Annotated in this window: 23 protein-coding genes; 12 read left to right on the forward strand and 11 right to left on the reverse strand. The window is 60.0% G+C overall.

Annotated elements, in window-relative coordinates:
- Window positions 1–6: 6 nt before the first annotated feature.
- The 9 genes from ACUN8C_RS00005 to erpA all read right to left on the reverse strand — a co-directional run bounded on the left by ACUN8C_RS00005 (window position 7) and on the right by erpA (window position 7625).
- A complete protein-coding gene (locus ACUN8C_RS00005; RefSeq protein ID WP_445620350.1) occupies window positions 7–477 on the reverse strand; it encodes a F0F1 ATP synthase subunit B in 471 nt (156 codons plus the stop codon).
- A 78-nt stretch (window positions 478–555) separates the two neighbouring features.
- Window positions 556–783, reverse strand: coding sequence for a F0F1 ATP synthase subunit C (gene atpE, locus ACUN8C_RS00010; RefSeq protein ID WP_108841200.1), 228 nt, complete (start codon window positions 781–783; stop codon window positions 556–558).
- A gap of 71 nt (window positions 784–854) precedes the next feature.
- Window positions 855–1679, reverse strand: a complete 825-nt coding sequence (gene atpB / locus ACUN8C_RS00015; protein ID WP_445620351.1) for a F0F1 ATP synthase subunit A — start codon at window positions 1677–1679, stop codon at window positions 855–857.
- Window positions 1680–1699: 20 nt separating this feature from the next.
- Window positions 1700–2044, reverse strand: coding sequence for an ATP synthase subunit I (locus tag ACUN8C_RS00020; RefSeq protein WP_445621881.1), 345 nt, complete (start codon window positions 2042–2044; stop codon window positions 1700–1702).
- 267 nt (window positions 2045–2311) lie between these two features.
- Complete coding sequence (locus tag ACUN8C_RS00025) at window positions 2312–3235, reverse strand: ParB/RepB/Spo0J family partition protein (RefSeq protein WP_108841982.1); 924 nt, start codon at window positions 3233–3235, stop codon at window positions 2312–2314.
- A gap of 102 nt (window positions 3236–3337) precedes the next feature.
- Window positions 3338–4108 carry a ParA family protein gene (locus ACUN8C_RS00030; RefSeq protein ID WP_108841197.1) on the reverse strand — a complete coding sequence of 257 codons (771 nt, stop codon included), beginning with the start codon at window positions 4106–4108 and terminating at the stop codon, window positions 3338–3340.
- 35 nt (window positions 4109–4143) lie between these two features.
- On the reverse strand, window positions 4144–4761 hold the full coding sequence (gene rsmG, locus ACUN8C_RS00035; protein WP_445620352.1) for a 16S rRNA (guanine(527)-N(7))-methyltransferase RsmG: 618 nt from the start codon (window positions 4759–4761) through the stop codon (window positions 4144–4146).
- Window positions 4758–6650 carry a tRNA uridine-5-carboxymethylaminomethyl(34) synthesis enzyme MnmG gene (mnmG, locus tag ACUN8C_RS00040; protein ID WP_445620353.1) on the reverse strand — a complete coding sequence of 631 codons (1893 nt, stop codon included), beginning with the start codon at window positions 6648–6650 and terminating at the stop codon, window positions 4758–4760. The genes rsmG and mnmG overlap by 4 nt, the downstream gene beginning before the upstream one ends.
- 621 nt (window positions 6651–7271) lie before the next feature.
- Entirely contained in the window at window positions 7272–7625 is a 354-nt protein-coding gene (erpA, locus tag ACUN8C_RS00045) for an iron-sulfur cluster insertion protein ErpA (RefSeq protein WP_445620354.1), read from the reverse strand.
- Window positions 7626–7761: 136 nt separating this feature from the next.
- Between erpA and ACUN8C_RS00050 the strand changes: the two genes are divergently transcribed.
- The 6 genes from ACUN8C_RS00050 (at window position 7762) to ACUN8C_RS00075 (ending at window position 14637) form a co-directional block, all read left to right on the forward strand.
- Window positions 7762–9618, forward strand: coding sequence for a chloride channel protein (locus tag ACUN8C_RS00050; protein WP_108841193.1), 1857 nt, complete (start codon window positions 7762–7764; stop codon window positions 9616–9618).
- 53 nt (window positions 9619–9671) lie between these two features.
- Entirely contained in the window at window positions 9672–10106 is a 435-nt protein-coding gene (hemJ, locus tag ACUN8C_RS00055) for a protoporphyrinogen oxidase HemJ (protein WP_108841981.1), read from the forward strand.
- Window positions 10106–10960, forward strand: a complete 855-nt coding sequence (thiD, locus tag ACUN8C_RS00060) for a bifunctional hydroxymethylpyrimidine kinase/phosphomethylpyrimidine kinase (protein WP_445620355.1) — start codon at window positions 10106–10108, stop codon at window positions 10958–10960. The genes hemJ and thiD overlap by 1 nt, the downstream gene beginning before the upstream one ends.
- Window positions 10957–11580, forward strand: a complete 624-nt coding sequence (gene thiE, locus ACUN8C_RS00065; RefSeq protein ID WP_445620356.1) for a thiamine phosphate synthase — start codon at window positions 10957–10959, stop codon at window positions 11578–11580. Before thiD ends, thiE begins: the two co-directional genes overlap by 4 nt.
- A 117-nt stretch (window positions 11581–11697) precedes the next feature.
- Entirely contained in the window at window positions 11698–12987 is a 1290-nt protein-coding gene (hemL, locus tag ACUN8C_RS00070) for a glutamate-1-semialdehyde 2,1-aminomutase (protein WP_445620357.1), read from the forward strand.
- A gap of 72 nt (window positions 12988–13059) precedes the next feature.
- Complete coding sequence (locus ACUN8C_RS00075) at window positions 13060–14637, forward strand: bifunctional aminoglycoside phosphotransferase/ATP-binding protein (protein WP_445620358.1); 1578 nt, start codon at window positions 13060–13062, stop codon at window positions 14635–14637.
- 21 nt (window positions 14638–14658) lie between these two features.
- Here ACUN8C_RS00075 and ACUN8C_RS00080 read toward each other — a convergent pair whose 3' ends face one another.
- Entirely contained in the window at window positions 14659–15342 is a 684-nt protein-coding gene (locus ACUN8C_RS00080) for a LuxR C-terminal-related transcriptional regulator (RefSeq protein ID WP_445620359.1), read from the reverse strand.
- 315 nt (window positions 15343–15657) lie between these two features.
- On the opposite strand from ACUN8C_RS00080, the gene ACUN8C_RS00085 reads away from it, so the two are divergent.
- Window positions 15658–16392: a carbonic anhydrase gene (locus ACUN8C_RS00085; RefSeq protein WP_445620360.1), complete on the forward strand. Its 735-nt coding sequence runs from the start codon at window positions 15658–15660 to the stop codon at window positions 16390–16392.
- Between the two features lie 41 nt (window positions 16393–16433).
- Window positions 16434–17987 (forward strand): SulP family inorganic anion transporter, encoded by a 1554-nt coding sequence (locus tag ACUN8C_RS00090; protein WP_445620361.1) that lies wholly within the window; start codon window positions 16434–16436, stop codon window positions 17985–17987.
- Window positions 17988–18070: 83 nt separating this feature from the next.
- Here ACUN8C_RS00090 and ACUN8C_RS00095 read toward each other — a convergent pair whose 3' ends face one another.
- Entirely contained in the window at window positions 18071–18793 is a 723-nt protein-coding gene (locus ACUN8C_RS00095; protein WP_108841185.1) for a LuxR C-terminal-related transcriptional regulator, read from the reverse strand.
- Between the two features lie 231 nt (window positions 18794–19024).
- Here ACUN8C_RS00095 and rdgB point away from each other — a divergent pair, with 231 nt between their 5' ends.
- The 4 genes from rdgB (at window position 19025) to ACUN8C_RS00115 (ending at window position 22506) form a co-directional block, all read left to right on the forward strand.
- Entirely contained in the window at window positions 19025–19639 is a 615-nt protein-coding gene (gene rdgB / locus ACUN8C_RS00100) for an RdgB/HAM1 family non-canonical purine NTP pyrophosphatase (RefSeq protein WP_445620362.1), read from the forward strand.
- Window positions 19636–20814, forward strand: coding sequence for a radical SAM family heme chaperone HemW (hemW, locus tag ACUN8C_RS00105; protein ID WP_445621882.1), 1179 nt, complete (start codon window positions 19636–19638; stop codon window positions 20812–20814). Before rdgB ends, hemW begins: the two co-directional genes overlap by 4 nt.
- Window positions 20815–20912: 98 nt before the next feature.
- Window positions 20913–21578, forward strand: coding sequence for an OmpA family protein (locus ACUN8C_RS00110; protein ID WP_445620363.1), 666 nt, complete (start codon window positions 20913–20915; stop codon window positions 21576–21578).
- A 79-nt stretch (window positions 21579–21657) separates the two neighbouring features.
- Window positions 21658–22506 carry a 23S rRNA (adenine(2030)-N(6))-methyltransferase RlmJ gene (locus ACUN8C_RS00115; RefSeq protein ID WP_445620364.1) on the forward strand — a complete coding sequence of 283 codons (849 nt, stop codon included), beginning with the start codon at window positions 21658–21660 and terminating at the stop codon, window positions 22504–22506.
- Window positions 22507–22569: the final 63 nt, after the last annotated feature.

Genomic DNA, 22569 nt, shown 5'->3' on the forward strand with positions numbered 1-22569 from the left:
GTTTCCTCAGAGCTCTTCAGCGAGTCGATCAACCATCTCACGATGTTTCTTTTCGTCGATGGAGGACTCGAGAATGCGTTCTGCGCCCTGAATGGCCAGTGCTGCTACCTGAGCACGCAGTTCGCTTTTGGCCTGCTGAATCTCGCTGTCGATCTCGCTGCGGGCATTGGCAATCATTCGCTCGCCTTCAGCGCGGGCATCAGTGCGAGCTTCCTCGATCATCTGATTGGCACGAGAACGTGTCTTGTCGAGCATGCGGGCAGCTTCTTCACGGCTTTCACGCAGCGTTTCCTCGGCCTGTTCATTGGCCTTGTGCAGCTCGGCGCGTGCCCGGTCGGCCTCTTCAAGACCTTCCTGAATGCGCTGCTGACGCTCGGTGAGTGCCTGCGTGATCGGAGGCCACACATATTTCATGCAGAACCAGACGAAGATCGCAAAGGCGATCATCTGTCCGATAAGCGTCATATTGATATTCACGCGGATCTACCTCCTGCGGGTTCGTGGTGGCCGGAAACGGCGACACCGAGCACAAGGGGCCCGGCGTACAGCGTTTACTTAACCGGCAACAACGAAGATCAGGTACATCGCGATACCCACACCGATCATGGGAACGGCATCAAGCAGACCGGCCATGATGAAGGTTTTGGTCTGCAGCTGGTCGCCCAGTTCCGGCTGACGCGCAGTAGAGTCGAGCAGCTTGCCACCAAGCAGACCAAAGCCGATACCGGTAGCGAGGGCGGCACCGCTGATCATGATGGCGGCAGCAATGTAGATGAGTTCCATGGAATGGCTCCTGTTTCAGGTTTTTTCAGACAAGGGGTAAAAGGGTTTTGAGACGAATCTTGTTATTGGATTCAGTGCTCTTCAAAGCAGGCGCTCAGATACACCACACTCAGCACGGCAAAGATGAATGCCTGCAGGGTGATGACCAGAATGTGAAAGATCGCCCACGGGACATCAAGTACCCAGATGGCCCAGAAGGGCAGCAGGGAAATCATGATGAAGATGACCTCACCGGCAAACATGTTGCCGAAGAGACGAAGTCCCAGACTGATGGGCTTGACGATCAGGACGACCAGTTCAAGGACCAGGTTGAAGGGAATCAGCGCCCAGTGATTGAAGGGACGAAAGGAAAGTTCCTTTGCGAAGCCACTGAACCCCTTGTTGCGGATGCTGTAATAGATCACCAACAGGAAGATGGCAAAGCCCATGCCCAGTGTCGCGTTGGGATCACTGGTCGGAACGATGCGCATGTACTCGATGCCCAGCTTGTGGGCAATCTGCGGGATCAGATCGATGGGCAGCCACTTGAGACTGTTCATGAAAAAGATCCAGCAGAACAGCGTCAGTGCCAGCGGGCCTGCCAGCTTGCTTTGGCCGCTGAAGCTGGTGCGGACAATGCCGTTGGCAAATTCGAAGACCATCTCAAGCGCGTTCTGCAGACCGGTCGGGACACCGCTGGTGGCCGTACGGGCGAGAAAGCGAAACAGCCACAGAAACAGCAGACCGGTCGCGATCGACCACCCCATGGTGTCCAGGTTGATGGCCCAGAATCCCATGGCCCTGGCTTCCTCGGCATTATGGGCAATGGCCCAGCCGTGATCGGGATGGAGGCCAAAGGTCAGATTCTGCAGGTGGTGAGTAATATACTCGGTTGAGGTCGGTGCGTTGCCTGCCATAGCGTTGCCTTGAATCGATTTTAATGGGAACCGGGTCTGCCGAGCAGCCAGGGCGTCAGCCAGTACACACACTGGACCAGCGCAAATGTCACGAAAAACCACTCCGGAGACTGCGGTGGCGATATGACAAAGATGCCTGCAAACAGCAGGATCGCCAGAAAATGCTTGCCTACCTGGGCTCGATAGAAACTGCGAACCATCTGACGTTGAAAACGAGCCCCACGGTATAAAAACGCACGCCAGGCAAAATATATGTTGGGCACCAGTCCCGCAATACCACCCTTGAGGGCCGACAGCGCAAGAACATTGTTCGCCTCAATGGCCAGTAGTGTTGCCGTCACCGCGGTGACCACCAGCTGAGCCACCAGCAATCTGTAAATTCTCGGGCGTCTTGATGCTGCCGGAGTCGCGGGCCTGCCTTGTTGCATTGATTTTATGCATTCCCGAAATATTCGACTCATTGCGCCAGGCAGGCGGGATTATAAGGAACCCCCCCCGCTGCTTCAATGTCACCGGCATCGAAAATCGCAGTCTTTAAGCTGATCTGCACCAAAACCGGCTCGATCCTGTGTCAAAGCGTCGCAGTTTACAACATGGAATTAAGTCGTGTTTAAGCGCCATGGCCTCATGCCTCAGCGAATGTGCGAGAGAATACCATCAAGCTCGTCAAGGCTTGTGTAACGAATCGTCAGACTACCCTTGCCGGTTCTGCCGTGACTGATCTGTACGCGAGCGCCCAGCAGTTCCGCCAACTGGTTTTCAAGACTGCCGACATCACCCGAGGGTTTGTCCGCTGCCTTTTTGCTGTCCGGGGTCGTCTGGGCATATTTTTTGACCAGCGCTTCGGTCTGGCGCACGGTCAGGCCGCGCTCGACCACCTCGCGCGCCGCCTGGCGCTGCTTGTTGCCCTTGAGCCCCAGCAGGGCACGGGCGTGGCCAACATCCATGTCACCGCGTTCCAGCAGTGTCTGCACGTCTTCTTCCAGCGCCAGCAGCCTCAGCATGTTGGCGATCTGTCCCCGGGAGCGGCCCACGGCATCGGCCGTTTGCTGCTGGGTCAGGGAGAATTCATCCATCAGGCGCTTGAGGGCGATGGTTTCCTCGATGGGATTGAGGTCCTCGCGCTGAATGTTTTCGATCAGCGCCAGTGCCAGAGCGGTTTCATCATCAAGCTCGCGCACGACGGCCGGAATCACATCCAGTTCGGCCATTTGCGCCGCGCGCCAGCGGCGCTCACCGGCGATGATTTCATAGCGGGCGGCGCTGCCTTCGGGCAGGGGACGGACCACGATGGGCTGCATGACGCCGCGGGTTCTGATCGAGGCCGCCAGCTCTTCAAGCCGTTCGGGCTGCATCTCGCGCCGGGGCTGATAGCGTCCACGCGTCAGTTCCGCCAGCGGCAGACGCTCCAGCCGCTCGCGGCTGTCGATCAGCGGGGATGCGGTCACTGCCGCCTCGGCAGACCCACCGTTGGGGTCCTGGGTCTGTGAACGCTGCCGGGCGCCGGCGCCAATCAGTGCGTCCAGTCCTCTTCCGAGTGCGCGTTTACGCGTCATGAACAGTTCCTCGTTCAGGCCATGCAGAAGTAACAACACGCGCTGAGGTCATGGACATCAGCGCTCGGGGGATCAAATGATCGACAGTGTGTCCGGGACGGGTTACAGCGCCAGCTTGCGAATCAATTCCTTGGCCAGTACCCGATAGGCATGGGCACCGCGGGACATGCGCGCGTAGCGATTGACCGGCAGACCATGGCTGGGCGCTTCGGCCAGGCGAATGTTGCGGGGGATCGCCGTTTTGAGCAGATCGTCACCGAAGTAGTCCGACAGCTGCTTGCTGACATCCCGGGTCAGACTGTTGCGATTATCAAACATGGTTCTGACGATGCCGTCGAGGGCCAGCGCCGGATTGACGCTGTCACGGATCTGCTCAACGGTATCCAGCAGCGCTGACAGACCCTCCAGGGCATAGAACTCGCACTGCAGCGGAATCAGCACGCCGTGGGCGGCGGTCAGGGCATTGACGGTCAGCATGTTGAGCGACGGCGGGCAGTCGATCAGCACCACATCGAACCGGTCGGCGACGGTTTCGATAGCGCGATCCAGACAGCGCTCGCGCCCTTCCCTGTCGAGCAGGTCGACTTCGGCAGCAGTGAGATCGCCATTGGCCGGCAGCAGCTGGTAACCGGCATTGGGGCAGTCCACCAGCGCATCACTCGCCGACAGTTCGCCGAGCAGCACGTCCAGAGAGCCACCGTTGGCCAGCGCATGCTTGTCAATGCCGCTGCCCATGGTGGCGTGGCCCTGCGGGTCCATGTCCACCAGCAGCACCCGCTTTTTCAGCGACGCCAGGGCTGCAGCCAGGTTGACGGCGGTCGTGGTCTTGCCGACGCCACCCTTCTGGTTGGTCAGCGCAATGATCCGGGTCAAGAGAGAGTTCCTTGTATATTGATCGCTTGGCCTTGTCAGGCGATGTCCATTTTCAACAGATGACGCTGGCCCTGCTCACCGGGAATGTGCAGTGGCCAGGTTTGCGCCAGCCGAATGTCTTCGGGCAGGACGATGTCATCGACGCGCCCTGCCATGGCCAGCCAGTGACCGCCGTCAGCGAGCAGCGAACGGGTCAGGGCCACAAAGTCTGCCGGTGCGGCAAAGGCCCGGCTGGTGATCTGCTCAAACGTGACGCCCTCGAGTGCCTCGACCCGATCATGCACGGGGGTGACATTCTCAAGGCCCAGCTCGAAGGCCACCTGGCGTTGAAAGCGGATTTTCTTGCCGTTGCTGTCAATCGAGGTCAGGGCAATGTCGGGGCGCACGATGGCCACCACGATACCGGGCAGCCCGGCACCGCTACCGACATCAAGAAGTCCCGGACCCTCGATCCACGGCAGAATCGCCAGACTGTCCAGTAGATGGCGCGTCACCATCAGCTCGATATCGCGTACGGCGGTGAGGTTATAGGCCCGATTCCACTTGTGCAACAGCGTCACAAAGGCCAGCAGGCGCTCACGAACCTCGGCTGAAACGCTCAGGTTCAAAGCCGTCATGCCGTCATCGAGACGACGCTCAATACCGCTACTCATGACGTACCGGCCCTGACCTTGTGGGCACTGCCACGCTTTTTGAGATGAATCAGCAGCATCGAAATGGCCGCCGGCGTTACGCCCGGAATGCGCCCGGCCTCGGCCAGCGTTTCGGGGCGAGCGGCATTGAGCTTCTGGCGAATCTCGTTGGACAGTCCGTCGATGCGATCATATTCCAGCGATTGCGGCAGAGGGGTGGCTTCGTGACGCTTGAGCTTGTCGATTTCTTCACTCTGGCGATCGATGTAACCCTGATATTTGGCCTGAATCTGTACCTGCTCACGCACCAGCGGATCTTCCGGCGCCCCCTCGGCCAGCGGTGCAATATCGTCATAGACCAGCTCGGGTCGACGCAGCAGATCGCTCAGACGATGTTCGCGGGACAGGGTGCCCACCCTATCGGCAAGCCCTTTGGCGGCATCACTTCCGGGCTGAATCCAGACCCGATCCAGTCGCTCGCGCTCGGCGTCTATGGCCGTGCGCTTGCGCTCAAAGGCGTCAAAGCGGGCATCATCCACCAGCCCCAGCTGACGGCCTGTTTCGGTCAGGCGCAGATCGGCGTTGTCTTCACGCAGCAGCAGGCGATATTCCGCTCGCGAGGTAAACATCCGATAAGGTTCCTGGGTGCCCATGCGGATCAGGTCATCCACCATCACACCGATATAGGCCTCATCACGGCGCGGCCACCAGGCCTCCAGTCCCTGCACGCGGCGGGCGGCATTGAGTCCTGCCAGCAGCCCCTGGGCGGCGGCTTCCTCATAACCGGTCGTGCCGTTGATCTGGCCGGCAAACCACAGGTTATGGATGACCTTCGTTTCCAGTGAATGCTTCAGATCGCGCGGATCGAAGAAGTCGTACTCAATGGCATAGCCCGGACGCACGATGTGAGTGCGCTCCAGCCCCTCGATCGAGCGCACGACATCGAGTTGCACATCGAAGGGCAGTGATGTCGAAATGCCGTTGGGGTAGAGCTCATGGGTGTCGAGCCCTTCCGGCTCGATAAAGATCTGGTGGCTCTGCTTGTCGGCAAAGCGATGAATCTTGTCCTCGATCGACGGGCAGTAGCGGGGACCGATGCCCTCGATGACGCCGGAGTACATCGGCGAGCGATGCAGATTGGCCCGAATGATGTCGTGAGTACGTTCGTTGGTGTGCGCAATGAAGCAGCTTACCTGGGCGGGGTGCATGTCACGCCGGCCCATGTAGGACATCACCGGCCGCGGCGTATCACCGGGCTGTTCGGCCAGTTTCGAGAAATCGACCGTTCTGGCATCAAGCCGCGGTGGGGTGCCGGTCTTGAGACGTGCTACCCGCAGAGGCTGTTCGCGAAGACGTGCCGCCAGCGCATTGGACGCCGGATCACCCGAACGGCCGCCGCTGTGATGTTCCATGCCGATATGAATCACGCCGCCCAGAAAGGTCCCGGTACAAAGCACCACGGTTTCGGCCATGAAACGTACGCCGCCCTTACTCAGGACACCGCGCACCGTATCGCCTTCCACGATCAGATCATCGGCTGCCTGGGCAAAGATCGACAGATTGGGCTGGTTTTCAAGGATATGGCGAATGGCGGCCTTGTAGCGAACGCGGTCGGCCTGAACACGGGTGGCCCGTACGGCCGGTCCCTTGCGGGAATTCAGCGTTCGAAACTGGATGCCGCCCTGATCTGCAGCCAGTGCCATGGCACCGCCCAGCGCATCAATTTCCTTGACCAGATGGCTCTTGCCGATGCCACCGATGGCCGGATTACAGGACATTTGTCCCAGCGTTTCGATGTTGTGACTGAGCAGCAGGGTCTGACAGCCCATACGAGCGGCGGCCAGTGCGGCTTCGGTACCCGCATGACCACCACCGATGACAATGACGTCAAAGCGGTCCGGATAATCCACGTGAAAAACCTCGAGGGGTTGAAAATGAACGTGACACCCGACTGATCAGCGCGTGTCGATACCCACATGCCCGTGCAGGGTGTTGGGGATAAGCCGTATTGAATGGCGCGCATTATAACGTGGCTGTGAGTAAGCGTCAGGGTTTTCCACACATGGATTTTCCCGAACCCCAAAGCCTTTAATTAATTAAATAGTCTTTTAAGTAAGAAGTTCTATTGTGGTTGTGATTATTGGGGGCGGCATTTTCTGTGGAAAAGCGGCTTTTACACTTACAAAACAAAATGCTGCGGTGTGACTGGAAACCCAGGCAAGCTGCTTGCATCCCTGGGGCAGGCACTGTACGGGGTGTGTATAAAACGGCAAGTTACCCACAACTCGATTTATCCCCGTTTCGTTAACCGGGCTCAGAGGGGGTTCTCCCCATACTCGTCAAGAAAGCGAATGCGGCAGGAAAATACGAGGAGACTCATGTGTGTGGCGGGCTATAGAGGCGGTGGTAGAAAAAGGCGCTTTTTTTTATCCACAGGGGGCCGGCGTCAAAAAAAGCCGATTGTGGCAATAATGGACATAAAAAAGGCGCCTGTCAGAAGCTGACAGGCGCCTGAATATCGGCAGGCGACCTTAAACCGTAAAGGATGCACCGCAGCCACAGGTCGTGGTGGCGTTGGGATTTTTGATCAAAAACCGGGCGCCTGCCAGGCCGGCTTCGAAATCGACCGTGGAACCGACCAGATATTGATAGCTCAGCGGGTCGACCACCATGGCTACATCGCCATTTTCGATAACGGTGTCGTCCTCACTGATGGTCTCTGCGACATCGAAACCATATTGAAAGCCCGAACAACCGCCTCCCGTTACGTAGACGCGCAGTTTCAGGGCCGGGTTACGCTCTTCTTCTATCAGCGCCCTGACTCTGCCTGCCGCGGCATCGGTAAAGACAAGCGGTGTCGGAACAAAGGATTCTGCTCCGCTCATCGCGGCCTCCTTTTGAGATGACACGTCTGATGCGTGTCAGGAATGGATCAGCACGATGGCTGTCATGGCACCCATTATCGGCACCCCTCCAGCCGGTGGTCAACCGGCACCCGCCGGGCAGCAATCATGAAAGGCGATGACCCTAAACAATGATAGGCTGAAGGACGTGTGGTCCCATGACCGCATTACCGTGCCGCTGGGGAGAAAAAGCTTGCCGCGCCGTCTGCTGGATATGTCACGCCTGAACCTTGAAAACTTTCGACGCGAGCTGGCAAGTGTCGATGCCCTGCCGCAGCTGTGCCTGCTGGCGGTCATTTCGGGTGCCTTGACCGGCCTCATCATGATTGTCTTTCGAGAGCTGATCGGGCTAGGGGCGCTCATGCTGATGCCAAACGGTCAGGCCGAGGCCTTTGAAAGCCTGCCGATGATGGTGCGCGTGGCCCTGCCGGTGATCGCGGTCATCCTGATCGGGCTGGGACTTGGCTGGCAGAAAAAAAGCGCCCGGCGCCTGGGGATTACACATGTCATCGAGCGTTTCTCCTTTCATCAGGGCGTCATGGCACGCGACAACTGGCTTAACCAGTGGTGGGTCGGTGTTGTGTCGCTGCTGGGCGGGTTGTCCGCCGGTCGTGAGGGACCGGCCATTCATCTGGGCGCCGGGGCGTCGGGCTGGATCGGTCAGCTGCTCAAACTGCCGCACAACAGTCTGCGCGTGCTGGTCGGCTGCGGCGTGGCGGCCGGTATCTCGGCCTCGTTCAACACACCCATTGCCGGGGTGATTTTCGCCATGGAAGTGGTGATGATGGAGTACACCCTGACCGGCTTCATGCCCGTGATGCTGGCCTCGGCCACCGGTGCCGTCATTACGCAACTGCATTTTGGCTCGGCGCCGGCTTTCATGATGCCGGGGATCATCGAGCCGCGTTTACTGGATATTCCGTGGCTGCTGCTGATGGCGCTGGCCATCGGTATCATGGCCGGCGGCTTTATTCGGCTCACTCGTCTGGGCGACCGGCTGGCCAATGTGCCCTGGGCCGTTCGACTGTTGATGGCCGGTGTGCTGACCGGGGCCGTGGCCTGTTTTTATCCGCAGGTGCAGGGCATCGGGTATGACAGCGTCGAAACGATTCTGAGCGGTCAGGCAAGCCTTGATGTGCTGCTGGCACTGGCGCTGGGCAAGCTCTTGTTGACTGCCATAACCCTGGCGTGCGGGATACCGGTGGGCATTGTCGGTCCGACGCTGGTGATGGGGGCTGCCGCCGGGGCGCTTTTCGGGCTTGGCGCCTCGGCGGTGTTGCCTTCGATGGTAGGGGAGCCCAACCTGTATGTCATGATGGGCATGGCCGCCATGATGGGCGCCGTGTTGCAGGCACCGCTGGCGGCGATCATGGCGCTGGTGGAGCTGACGCACAGTCCTGATATCATTTTATACGGCATGCTGAGCGTTTTGAGTGCGGCGCTGACCGCTCGCGTTGCCTGGCGCACGCAGGGGTTTTTCGTCATGACCCGTCAGGGCCACGCGCAACATCCACTGCAGCAGCCTCTGATGCAGGCGCTCTCAAGGGTCGGGGTGGGCGCGGTCATGGACCGAAGCGTGACCGTGACGGCGGCGGTCATCACCCGGGAGCGGGCGAGGGTCATTCTGGATGCGCGGCCCACGTGGCTTTTGATCCATCGTCAGAGTGATCAGCACAAGGCCGACCGCGAACCCGGCAAGGCGCCACTGGCCCTGCTGGCGGCGGACATGGCACGGGCACTGGAAGAGGACGATCAGGCCGGCGTGGATCAAAAAGACAGCATCAATCTGCTGGAGATTCCGGGCAAGCGACTGGAGCTGGCCCCGATCGCGCTTCAGGCCACGCTGTCGGAAGCCTTTGCATGCCTTGACGATCAGCGGGTGGATGCCCTCTACGTCAGACACATTACCGCGCCGATGATGCACCGGGTTTCAGGTATCATCACGCGGGAAGCCATAGAAAACTATTATCACTGATGGGCCATGCCCCCATCAGCCACGACCTGACGACCGTTATTGAGGATGCGCATATGTACCCCTGGGTTCTGGCCTTTCATATCATTTCATTTACATGCTGGTTTGCCGCACTGTTTTATCTGCCGCGGCTTTTTATCTATCACGCCCACGCCATGCGCCAGAATGACGGACAGGGATCGACCCGCTTTCAGATCATGGAACGAAAGCTTTATGGCGCCATCATGACGCCGGCCATGATCCTGACGGTGGTGTTCGGGCTGTGGCTTGTGGCGCTCAATTTTCAGGTCTACCTCACCGCGGGCTGGTTTTACGTCAAGGCCGTGCTGGTCGTGCTTCTGATCGGGTTTCATCATATCTGCAAGGCCCACATGAAGCGCTTTGCGTCCGGCACCAACCGTCGCGGCGGCGGCTACTATCGCGTCTTTGGTGTCATTCCGGCCGTTGTGCTGATCGCCATCGTGATTCTTTCCGTGGTCAAGCCGTTCTGATGTCCCTGCCCTGCGTTCTGGTACTGGCCGGTCACGACCCGACCGGCGGCGCCGGGCTAGTGGCCGACGCCGAGGCCATTCGCGCCATGGGCGGCTGGGCACTGACGGTGCCTACGGCGCTGACGTGCCAGACGACCGTTGATGTTCGAAGTGTCATGCCGCGCCCGGGCGAAGAGATTCTGGCCACGGCCCGGGCGGTGCTGGAAGACTGTGACATTCACGCCATCAAGGTCGGGTTGATTGCCGATCTCTCTGCGCTGGAAGCGGTCATTACGCTGTGTGCAGCGTACCCGCATCTGCCGATCGTCATCGACCCGGTGCTCAAGGCCGGTGGGGGTCGCGAGCTGTCCGGTCAGGCATTGATGGACGCCTTCGTCAAGCGGCTGCTGCCGCTGGCCAGCCTGATCACGCCCAACCTTGAGGAACTTGCCCGTCTGACCGGCAGCGCCTTCGAGGAGGCGCGGATCCCCGATCAGGCCGAGCAGATGCTGGCCGCCGGGGCAGGCGCCGTGCTGGCCACCGGCACCGACGTTGCAGACACGCAGCCTCAGCCCCATGTTATCCATCGACTCTATACGCCCGGAAACCTGCAGGCGTGGTCATGGCCGCGCCTGCCGGGCCACTACCACGGTTCGGGATGCACGCTGGCCAGTGCCATCGCCGCCCTGATGGCACGGGGTGAAACGCTGGCGCAGGCCTGTCAAACGGCGCAGCAGTTTACCTGGCACAGCCTTGAGCGGGCGCTGACGCCGGGGCGCGGCCAGCAGATTCCCGACCGCCTGACCGGGCCATTTCATTTACCGACTCAGGGTTTACCGAGCCAGGGTTTACCGAAACAGGGGAGCGCGACATGACCCAGTGGACGCGAGGGCTTTATGCCCTGACCGATGCACAGCTGATGCCGGATGACGCCACGCTCATTGATCGGTGCGAGGCGGCGCTGAGCGCCGGCATTGCGCTTTTGCAGTATCGTGACAAGTCCGGCGATGAAGGACAGCGTGAGCGACAGGGGCGCGCCCTCAAGGCGCTGTGTGATCACTATGACACGCCCCTGATCATCAACGATGATGCCGCGCTTGCCTGGCGGCTGGGGGTCGGACTGCATCTGGGACGCAGCGATGGCTCGATTGCCCGAGCCCGCAAGGCACTGGGCCCCGAGGCCATCATTGGCGCCACCTGCCAGGGCAGTCTCGAGTTCGCCGAACAGGCCGCCCGCGAGGGGGCCAGCTACCTGGCCTTTGGTCGTTTCTATCCCTCACGCACCAAGCCTGATGCGCCGCCGGCGGATCTGTCGGTGCTGGCACAGGCAGCCCGTTTTGAACTGCCGCTTGTGGCGATCGGCGGTATCGATGGCGACAACATCGAGGCGACGATCGACGCCGGTGCCGATCTGATTGCGCTGGTGCATGGCATTTTCGGTCATGATGATCCGGGTGCTGTGGTGCGCCGGCTCAATCAGGCCTTTGAACGATAAGTTTTCATGTTATCCACACCCCTGTTTGAGCCGTATCTGCTGACGAGATGTGGATAACCCTGAACCTGCAAACGGTCCCTTTTGGACCGACCCTTTTTCCTGCACAGGAGCGCGAAGATGGATCTCATCACCTCCGAGACGCTTTTTACCCGCGCCGGACACCGCATCCCCGGTGGCGTCAATTCTCCGGTTCGTGCCTTCAAGGGCATGGGCCGTGCCCCCATGTTCGTGTCACGCGCCCGTGGCCCCTATCTCTTTGATGTTGAAGGCAAGCGCTACATCGACTATGTCGGCTCCTGGGGGCCGATGATTACCGGTCATGCCGACCCGGATGTGCTGGGTGCCGTGCGCGATCGACTGGAAGACGGTCTTTCGTTCGGCACGCCCACAGCGGTTGAAACCGACATGGCGGAGCTGATCTGCGAGATCATGCCGTCGATTGACATGGTGCGCATGGTCAACTCGGGCACCGAGGCCACCATGTCCGCGGTACGCCTGGCGCGCGGCTATACCGGCCGTGACAAGGTGGTCAAGTTCGAGGGCAACTATCACGGTCATGTGGATTCGCTGCTGGTCAAGGCGGGCTCCGGTGCGCTGACCCACGGCGAACCCAGCTCACCCGGGGTGCCGGCATCGCTTGCCGAGCACACCGTGACGCTCTCCTACAACGATATCGAGGGCGTGCGCGAATGCTTTCGCGAGATCGGCGATCAGGTGGCCTGCGTGATCGTGGAGCCGGTCGCCGGCAACATGAACTGCATCCCGCCGGTGCCGGGATTTCTGAAGTGTCTGCGCGAGGTGTGTGACGAGTCCGGCGCCGTGTTGATCTTTGATGAGGTCATGACCGGCTTTCGTGTGGCGCTGGGTGGGGCTCAGGCCCATTACAGCATTACCCCCGATCTGACCTGTCTGGGCAAGATCGTCGGGGGCGGCATGCCGGTGGGCGCCTTCGGCGGCAAGCGCCATATCATGGAATATCTCTCGCCGCTGGGGCCTGTCTATCAGGCCGGGACGCTTTCCGGCAATCCGCTGGCCATGGCCGCGGGAATCGCGCTGTTGAAAAAGATTCGTCAGCCTGATTTTCACAAGCGTCTGATTGAGCGCGTCAACACCCTGTGTGACGGTCTCGAGCAGCGCGCAAAGGCGGCCGGTGTGTCGCTTTTGACCCATCGCGTCGGTGGCATGTTCGGCATCTTCTTTACCGACCAGACCGAGGTCAATGACTTCGCGGCGGCGACTGGCTGTGACGTTGAGCGCTTCAGACGCTTCTTTACGGCCATGCTGGACCGCGGCGTCTATATGGCACCATCTCCGTTCGAGGCCGGCTTCATGTCCAGCGTCCATGAGGATGAAGACATCAATGCCACCCTGGATGCCGCCGAGGCAGTGTTTGCGACCCTGACCTGATCGTCGACGCCTTTCGGGGCGTCTTTCCCCGTCCGTCGATGTTCGACGGACGAATTTCATCACTGATCCGGAGTGAGCCCCTTGAGTCAGTCACTGATCAGCGCGCTGAGAAGCGGCCGGTTTTTCAATCATGAGGTGTCCAGCCTGCAGGTGTACGAGACCCATATTTCCTGGGTCATCCTGACCGGCGAGTACGCCTACAAGATCAAGAAGCCGCTGGATTTCGGCTTTCTGGATTTCTCGACGCTGGAACGTCGCAAGCGCTTTTGTGAAGACGAGGTGCGGCTCAATCGCCGGCTGGCAGGCGATCTCTATGAGCGGGTCGTTCCCATCAGCGGCACGGCCGAATCCCCCGTGCTGGACGGGGAAGGCGAGCCCTTCGAGTATGCCGTGTGCATGCGCCAGTTCGATAACGCCGGGCTTTTCTCGACGCTGCAGGCCAACAACGAGCTGACCCGCACGATGATGGATGACATGGTGGATCAGCTGGTCGCCTTTCATCAGCGTAGCGAACGCGTGTCGCCGGACAGTGCCTTTGGCGCGCCCGGGGCCGTTCATGCGCCGGTGGTCCAGAATTTCGATCAGATTCGACCGCTGCTGGAGGATGAAACGGATCGTCGTCGTCTGGAAGAGCTGGCCACGCGCGCCGAAGAGCTTTATCACCGGCTTGAACCGCTGCTGGCAAGGCGCCAGCGCGAAGGGTTCGTGCGTGAAACGCATGGCGATGTGCATCTGGCCAACGTGGTACAGCATCAGGGGCGGGCGCTGATCTTTGACTGTATCGAGTTCAACGATGACCTGCGCTACAACGATGTCTGCTGTGAGCTGGCCTTTTTGCTGATGGATCTGGAAGCGCGCGGTGAGCATGCGCTGTCCAGTCACGTGCTCAATCGCTATCTGGAAAGCAGCGGGGATCACGAACTGGTTCGCCTTTTGCCCTGGTACAAGGCCTATCGAGCCATGGTACGGGCCAAGGTGGCCCTGTTTCGTCTTCAGCAGCCGGATCTACATCCGGCGGACCGCGAAGCGGCGCTGTCGGACTATCGCAGCTATATCGCGCTGGCCGAGCGCTACAGTGAGACCGATATCCCCTGGCTTTTGATCAGCGTGGGCGTCTCGGGCAGCGGCAAGAGCCGGTTTACCGAGCAGGTCGTACGCACGCTGGGCGCGATACGCCTTCGCTCCGATGTCGAGCGCAAGCGTCTTTGTGAGCTGGCACCCGATGCCGATTCAGGCTCGGGCGTGGCACAGGGCCTTTATAGCGATGAGATGACCCGCCAGACCTACGAGCGACTGGCCCACTTGAGCGGCACGCTGATGGAAGCCGGTTATCCGGTCTGCATTGATGCCACATCGCTCAAGCGCCTGCAGCGCGACCGGCTGCGACACGAAGCCGAAAAGCGTGGACTAGCGGCGCTCTTGATCAGTTTCGAGGCCGATGACGCCACCCTGCGGGATCGGCTCGGACGACGCCAAAGCCGGCGGGGTGAAGTCTCGGAGGCAGGGATCGAAGTGCTGGATCACCAGCTCGCCTCGCGTGAAGACTTCGGCGAGGATGAGCTGGCCTATCTGATTCATCTGGACACGACGGCCGAGGATGCCAATCTGACGCTGGTTTCCCTGATCAGGGAGCGGCTGCGCCTGAACTGACCCTACCCGGCCGATGGCCTGTCAGGCCGTTTCCCGACGCGTGCGGGGGGCGGCCACCACGGCCGTGGGCTGCTGGCGCAGCAGATTCAGCGCCTGGGCCCGGTTTCTTACCTTGAGCTTTCGAAACACGTGATACAGGTGCGACTTGACCGTGTGCTCGCTGATGGACAGGCGATCCGCGATGTCCAGGTTGCTGGCACCGCTGTCCAGCAGTCCCAGAATTTCCTGCTCCCGCGGGGTCAGACTGGCCAGCGGCAGCTGCTCATCGTGCTGACGATGCCAGTAGGCGCACAAGAGACGCTCCATCAGCGGGCGTGACAGCCACATCTCCCCTTCAAACAGCTTGCGAATGCCCTTGCTGATCAGCTCAAGGGAATCCCCCCGATAAAAGATACCGTGCAGCGGCATGCGCATCATCAGCGCGACGGCGCGGTCCTCATTGCTCATGTTGAAAGCCGTGAAGATGGCATCGTCATACTGGCCCAGCTGCTGGGTCCATTCACGCAGCACGGACTCTTCCAGATGATCGTCGTCCAGCAGTGCCACAACGCGGCAGTGCCTTAGATGCTCGGGTAATTCGGGTGGTTCATCGGTCGGCAGCTGCTGCACGTGGCAGTCCAGTTGCTGACGGAGATAGTCCAGAAACAGCTCATTCTGGGGGCTGCTTTTGGTCACCATGATCAGTGCAATATTCGTCACATCCATGAAAGTGGCCCTGGTAAAGAGTATGAAGGCCTTCAGACACCCGACAGCGATCAAAACAGGGGGATGTGCCAGGGTCCGGCGCACCGGACAGGGCACCCTTCACGCTAAGTAAGATTAAGTAAAAAAATAAACAAAACAACTACTTAAAAGCACTTAAGGTTCAGAGCTGATTAAGCTCTTGCGACTAACGTTCTAGGTCGATCAGCAGAAACGCAGTAGTGGTTCCGGTGATCGTACCGATAGCCGACGCGACCGGGGTACTGAAGATGCTCTCGATTATAAGGCGATCGATTTTTGAATGAGAGCGGTCAAAACGTGCATCTACATCAAATGGCGCATTGTGCACAGGAAATTGCGTTAGGGGATGGATTTGAAACGTATCGGTTACCGTTTCGTAACAAAATAGAGGAGCGCCAGATGCGTTTTGTCGAGAGATTGTTGCTGGAAAATCAGGCCTGGGCCAGTGAAATCAAACATCGCGATCCAAACATGTTTGATCGCTTGAGCGCCGGGCAATCTCCGGAAGTGCTCTGGATCGGCTGTTCTGACAGCCGTGTTCCTGCCGAGCAGCTTTGTAATACCTCGCCGGGTGAAATGTTTATTCATCGTAATGTGGCCAACCGGGTCTGTCCCAATGAAACGGGATTTATGAGCGTACTTGAATACGCCGTTGCTGTATTAAAGGTCCGTCATATCATCGTCTGCGGCCATCATCGGTGTGGGGGAATCAAGGCGGCAATGACAGATGAAAATACCGGCCTTTCTCATCTTGATCATCACCTGGATGGCATCCGTAACGTCAGAAGAAGGCATGCCGATGAGCTGGCAGAAATCACCGATGATGCCGAACGTCTGGATCGGCTGGTGGCCTTCAATGTGGCCGATCAAATCAGGACACTCAGTGAACTGCCGCTGATTCAGGCGCACTGGTCACGCCACCAGCTGCCGACGATTCACGGCATGGTGTATGCGCTGGAAACGGGAAGGCTGCGCGAAATTCAGCGCTGGAATGGTGAAGGTTGCGAGCGTGTTCAGGCCTGCGCCGTCTGATCATTTAATCATGTCATTATTCATGAAAAGAGACAGTTAACATGAGCAAAGCGCTTTCATTAAAGACGCTGTCACAGGATTTACCTGCCGGCGTCGTGGTTTTTCTGGTCGCCATTCCCTTGTGTCTGGGCATTTCACTGGCCTCGGGGGCACCGCCGCTCTCCGGACTGATTGCCGGTATTGTTGGCGGCCTTGTCGTCTCGATTTTCAGCGGCTCATCCCTGAGCGTATCCGGCCCGGCTGCCGGTCTGACCGTGATCGTATTGAGTGCGGTCGAACAGCTCGGTCTGAGCGGACTTTTCATGGCTACGGTACTGGCCGGCGCCCTGCAGCTGATATTCGGCTTTCTTCGTCTGGGCAAGATCGGTGCCTTTGTGCCTTCGGCTGTCATCAAGGGCATGCTGGCGGCCATCGGGTTGATTCTGATTTTGAATCAGATACCGCTGGCGCTGGGACTCTCCCAGGACAGCGAGGTGTCGCTTTTGAATGTCGGCGCGCTGCTGGCCAACCTGTCACCGGTGGCGCTGGCCATTGCCGTGGTGACGCTGGGCATACTGGTCAGCTGGGAGAAGCCCTTCATGCCGGCAGTGATCAAGCGTTTCCCGGCGGCGCTGGTGGCCGTGCTGGTGGCCATCGCCATGGATCGATTGGCGCTGTCGCTGGGTCTGCCCGGCGCCTTGGATGGCGGTCAGCGTATCTCCCTGCCCGGGCTTGGCGGCCCGGTCGACTTTATCGGTCAGCTGCAGCTGCCGGTGATGGCAGATCTGCTCAAGCCGCAGGTCTACATGACGGCCGTGACGCTGGCACTGGTGGCCAGCCTTGAAACTCTTTTAAGTCTGGAGGCGGTCGACAAGATCGACCCGCTCAAGCGCCATTCGCCGCCGCATCGCGAGCTCAAGGCGCAGGGTATCGGCAATATGGTCAGTGGCATGGTCGGCGGGTTGCCGATTACGGCCGTGATCGTGCGCAGTTCGGCCAACGTGCAGGCCGGCGGGCGTACGCGTCTGGCCAGTTTCGTGCACGGTCTTTTGCTGCTGTGCAGCGTAGCGTTCGTGGCCGGGGCGCTGGAGTTCATTCCGCTGGCGTGTCTGGCAGCGGTGCTGGTGCATACCGGTTACAAGCTGGCCCGGCCGGCCACAATCCTTGCGCACTATCATCAGGGCTGGCAGCGCTTTGTGCCCTTTGCCGTGACAGTGGTGGCGATCATGGTCACCAATCTGCTGGAAGGGGTCATCATCGGCTTTCTGTGCGGGCTCTACTTTCTGGTACGCGCCAACTATCACTCCTCGGTGTCGTTTACCCATCATGATCGCTATGCCCTGCTGCGGTTTCACACCGATGTGTCCTTTCTCAACCGTGACAAGGTGCGCTACTACCTCGATGAAATCGCCGACGGCAGTCATCTGATCATTGATGCTCGCGAGGCGGGGTTCATTGACCCCGATATTCAGGAGGATATCGACAATTTCGTCTACTCCTCGCACGAGCGCGACATCGTGGTCGAGCTCAAGCAGGTCAACGGCCTGACGGCCAGCTATCCCGCCCTGCGCCCTTCAAGGTCGTCTTCAGACAGTGATATGGCGCCCGCCGCCTGAAGTCTGGCCGTACGAACCATGAAAAGGGCGCCCCTGGCCATTACGGCCAGGGGCGCCCTGTCATGACCCGGCAGCAGACACGCTCAGGCGTCGGACGACGTACTGCGGGAGGAGGGTGGCAATGGTGCCCCGCCCAGGTTCTGGCGCACCCAGTTCATGGCCTGAATGCGATTGCGCACCTTGAGCTTGCGAAAGATGTTGTAAAGGTGCGACTTGACCGTATGTTCGCTGACAAAGAGCTGGCCGGCGATTTCGGTGTTGGACGCGCCCGTACCCAGCAGTCGCAAAATCTCGAGTTCGCGATGCGTCAGGCCGTTGGCCGGTCTGAAGGCGTTGATCTGCTGGCGACGATAGAAACGGATCAGTCGCGTCATCAGATTGCGCGACATCCACAGTTCTTCGTTGATCAGCTTGGCAATGCCCTTGCAGATCAGGGCCAGCGAATCACGGCGATAAAAGACGCCCTGGAGACGAAAGGTGGTCGCCAGATTGACGGCCTGATTTTCATCGGCGAGGTTAAAGGCTGCCAGCGTTAGTGTGGCACTGTCACTGGCCGCACTTTCTTCCCAGTGGTACATGTCCTTTTCATTGACGTGATCGGCATCGAGCAGCACCACACGCTGTATATCATCTTCTGCCGGAACCGCGTCCCGCGGTGCCAGCGTTTCTACTTCGCAGCCGATCCTGTCCCGCACGTACTGCATGAACAGCTCGCTTTGCGGATTGATCTCTGTCACCAGTAGTACGACTACCTTCTTATCACTTTCCACGTCACTATCCACGGTGCCCCCTTGATGCCCGTTCATCAGCTCATGTTGTGACAGCCAACGACGAGGCTTTGCTCAAGCTTACTCCGAAACGGCGTCTGGAGCATCGCTCGGGCAGGCGCTGTTTTGATGGCCAATTCGTTGGTTAATATCACGCTATTTGTATCACGCCAGGTATGCTTCGGTCGGCCAATCCGCAACAATATGTTCCAGTGTGATGACATGGCGCTTTAAAATGGGCGCGTCAATCACACCAGGGGATCATGCCTTATGTCTGCTACACGCTCTCTCGTTGTCGCCAGCAACAATGCCGGCAAGCTGCGGGAGTTCCGCGAGCTGCTGGAACCGCTGGCATGGGAGCTTACCGCTCAGGCCGATCATGGTATATCGGCCGTTGAAGAGACCGGCTTGACCTTTGTTGAAAATGCCCTGCTCAAGGCGCGTGCGGCCTGTCTTGGCAGCGGTCTGCCGGCACTGGCCGATGACTCGGGCCTTGCCGTCACGGCACTGGGCGGCGCCCCGGGCATCTATTCGGCGCGCTACAGCGGCGCTCAGGGTGATGACCGGGCCAGCAATGACCAGGCCAACAACGACAGGCTGCTCGAGGCGCTGGCCGACATCCCCGAGGGACAGCGTGGCGCGCAATACCACTGCGTGCTTGTCTATATGCGCCATGCCGAGGACCCGGTGCCCATTATTGTTCAGGGCAGCTGGCCCGGTGAAATCCTTTCCCTGCCGCGCGGCGAGGGCGGGTTTGGCTATGACCCCCTGTTCTGGGTGCCCGAACAGGGCTCAAGCGTGGCTGAACTTTCCCCCGAGCTCAAAAACCGGATCAGCCACCGCGGCCGCGCGCTGGCCGCTCTGCTCGAGCAGCTGGAGCGCTGATGTCCTCCCTGCCGCCCCTGGCGCTATATATCCATGTTCCATGGTGCGTGCGCAAGTGTCCCTACTGCGACTTCAATTCTCATACGCTTTCGCAGGCCCTGCCTGAAACCGCCTATATCGATGCGCTGCTGGCCGACCTCGACGCCGAGCTGATCGATGTTCAGAATCGGGTACTGACGTCAATTTTCATTGGCGGCGGTACGCCCAGCCTGGTCAGCGGTGCCGGCTATCAAAGGCTGCTGGCCGGTATTCGCGAGCGCATGACGCTGGCACCGGACATCGAAATTACCCTGGAGGCCAATCCGGGCACCTTTGAGCGCGAGCGCTTTGCCGATTTTCGCCGCGCCGGCATCAACCGGCTGTCGGTCGGGGTGCAGAGCTTTGACAACGACGCGCTGGCCCGGCTGGGCCGTATCCATAACGCTGATGAGGCCGTCAAGGCCATCACCGCCGCACGCGAGGTCGGCTTTGACGAGATCAATATCGATCTGATGCACGGCCTGCCCGAACAGACGATGGCCACGGCACTGGCGGATATCGACCAGGCGCTGGCGCTGTCCCCCTCGCATCTGTCCTGGTATCAGCTCACGCTTGAGCCCAATACGGCCTTTTATTCGCGCCCGCCGACGCTGCCCGAAGAGGACGTGCTGGCCGATATTCAGGATGCCGGCCAGGCCCGTCTGGAGGGCGCCGGCTTTCAGCGCTACGAGATTTCGGCCTGGTCACGCCCCGGACACGAGGCGCGCCACAATCTGAACTACTGGCGCTTTGGGGATTATCTGGGCATCGGGGCCGGCGCCCATGGCAAGATTTCCCGTCTGGTGGATCAGGGCCTTGAAATCGAGCGGCGCTGGAAAACGCGCCAGCCCGAGACCTATCTGGCCCGTCATGGTGACCCCAGTGGTTTCGTGGCCGGTCAACGCAAGCTCTCACGCGATGAGCGCGGGCTCGAGTTTCTGATGAACGCCCTGCGCCTGGGCGACGGGGTGCCCCGCGCGCTCTGGGAGCGTCATACCGGACTCGACGATGCGCGCCTGGACGCTCACACTAGAGCGGCCATCGCCCGCGAGCTGATGTTTGAGACACACTCACGCATTCAGGCCACCCCGCTGGGGCTTTTGTTTCTCAACGATTTGCTGGCGCTGTGCGATGATTCGGTTCTGGCCCGCTCATGACGGGCCACATGCCAGGGCCGTGATGGCTCTGCAGATTCAGCAAGGTCGGGCATGTGTATTGATATATGTCCCGAACGGTATTCACAGGAGAGCAGGACGTGAAGAAAAGCATCTGGATGGCGGCACCACTGGCGGTCGTCATGGCCGCCACAGGCTGTACCACCACCAATCCCTATAGCAATGAGCAGCAGACGTCGAGCCTGGCCAAGGGCGCGGGCATTGGTGCGCTGCTCGGCGGCGTGGCTGGCGCTACCAAAAGTGGCAACCATCGTCTCGACAAGACCCTGATCGGCGCTGCCGTGGGCGCGGCCGCCGGCGGCGGCGTTGGCTATTACATGGACGCTCAGGAAGCCAAGCTGCGCCAGGAAATGCAGGGTACGGGCGTGAGCGTCAATCGCGTGGGCGATCAGATTCAGCTCAACATGCCCAGCGCCATCACCTTTGGCAGCGATTCCAGCGAGCTGTCCTCGCAGATTCATCGCCCGCTGGATGGCGTCATCAAGGTACTCGGCGAGTATCCTGATACCCTGGTCAATATTGCCGGTTACACCGATTCGACCGGTGCGGCGGCCTACAACCAGCGTCTGTCCGAGCTGCGTGCTCAGGCGGTGGGCAACTATCTGGCCCGCGGTGGCGTCAACTTCAATCGCCTGATCATGCAGGGCTACGGCGCCAGCAACTACGTGGCCAGCAACGATACGCCCGATGGTCGCGCACAGAACCGTCGCGTCACGGTCACGCTCGTGCCCAACGGCAACGGCTGATCACCGGATCGGCAGCCCTGCCGGCCGTATCGTCGCCGCAGTCTCATGACTGCGGCGACGTTTTTTTCAAGGAGGGAGCGTGCTTTCCTATCAACATGCATGGCATGCCGGCAACTTTGCCGATGTGCACAAGCATCTGGCCCAGTTTGCGCTGATCGAGCGCCTGATGGAAAAGGGCTCGGCCCTGAGCCTGATCGACACCCATGCCGGGCGCGGTCACTATCCGCTGGCGGCCGCCGAGACCGCAAGGCTTGGCGAATACCGTGACGGTGTCCTGCCGCTGTGGCGCTCGCGTGATCGGCAATCCGGGCTTGTGGCGCGCTGGTGTGACGCCTTGGCCACCCTTCAGGACGATGCAGACACGCTGTCGCGCTATCCGGGCTCACCCTGGTGGTTTGCCCGCGCCATGCGTGACAACGATCGCCTGACCCTTTATGAGCTGCATCCCGGCGAGCATCGCCATCTGGAAGATGCCCGGCTTGAAACGCCCCATGTTCGGCGGCTCAAGCGCGACGGTCTCGGCGGTCTGGTCCATCAGCTGCCGGTTCGAACGCCCAGGCTCTGCGTGCTGATCGACCCGTCCTATGAAGTGAAGGACGAGTATGAAGCGGTCGCCTCAACGCTTGCGCAGGTCGTGCATCAGGTGCGACACGCGGTCGTGCTGATCTGGTATCCGCTGTTGGGTGACGCGCGACATCAGCGCCTGCTGGACGCTGTCAAAAGCCACAACATCGCCAAGGTGTGGCGCAGCGAGTTGATCCGGCATGACCCGGTCGGCGAACGCGGCCTGTATGGTTCGGGGCTTTTGCTGCTCAACCCGCCATGGCAGCTGGAAACACAGCTTGACGAGGCGTTTGCTTCGCTGGCCGCGCTGTATGGCGATCAGGCGTCCCATGCCAGTGACTGGTGGATGCCCGAACGGCCCTGATGCGCGCTTCAATGACGCCAGCAAAAGGCCCGCCATGTCGGCGGGCCTTTTGTCGTTTCAGAG

The organism is Kushneria sp. Sum13 (assembly GCF_052692355.1).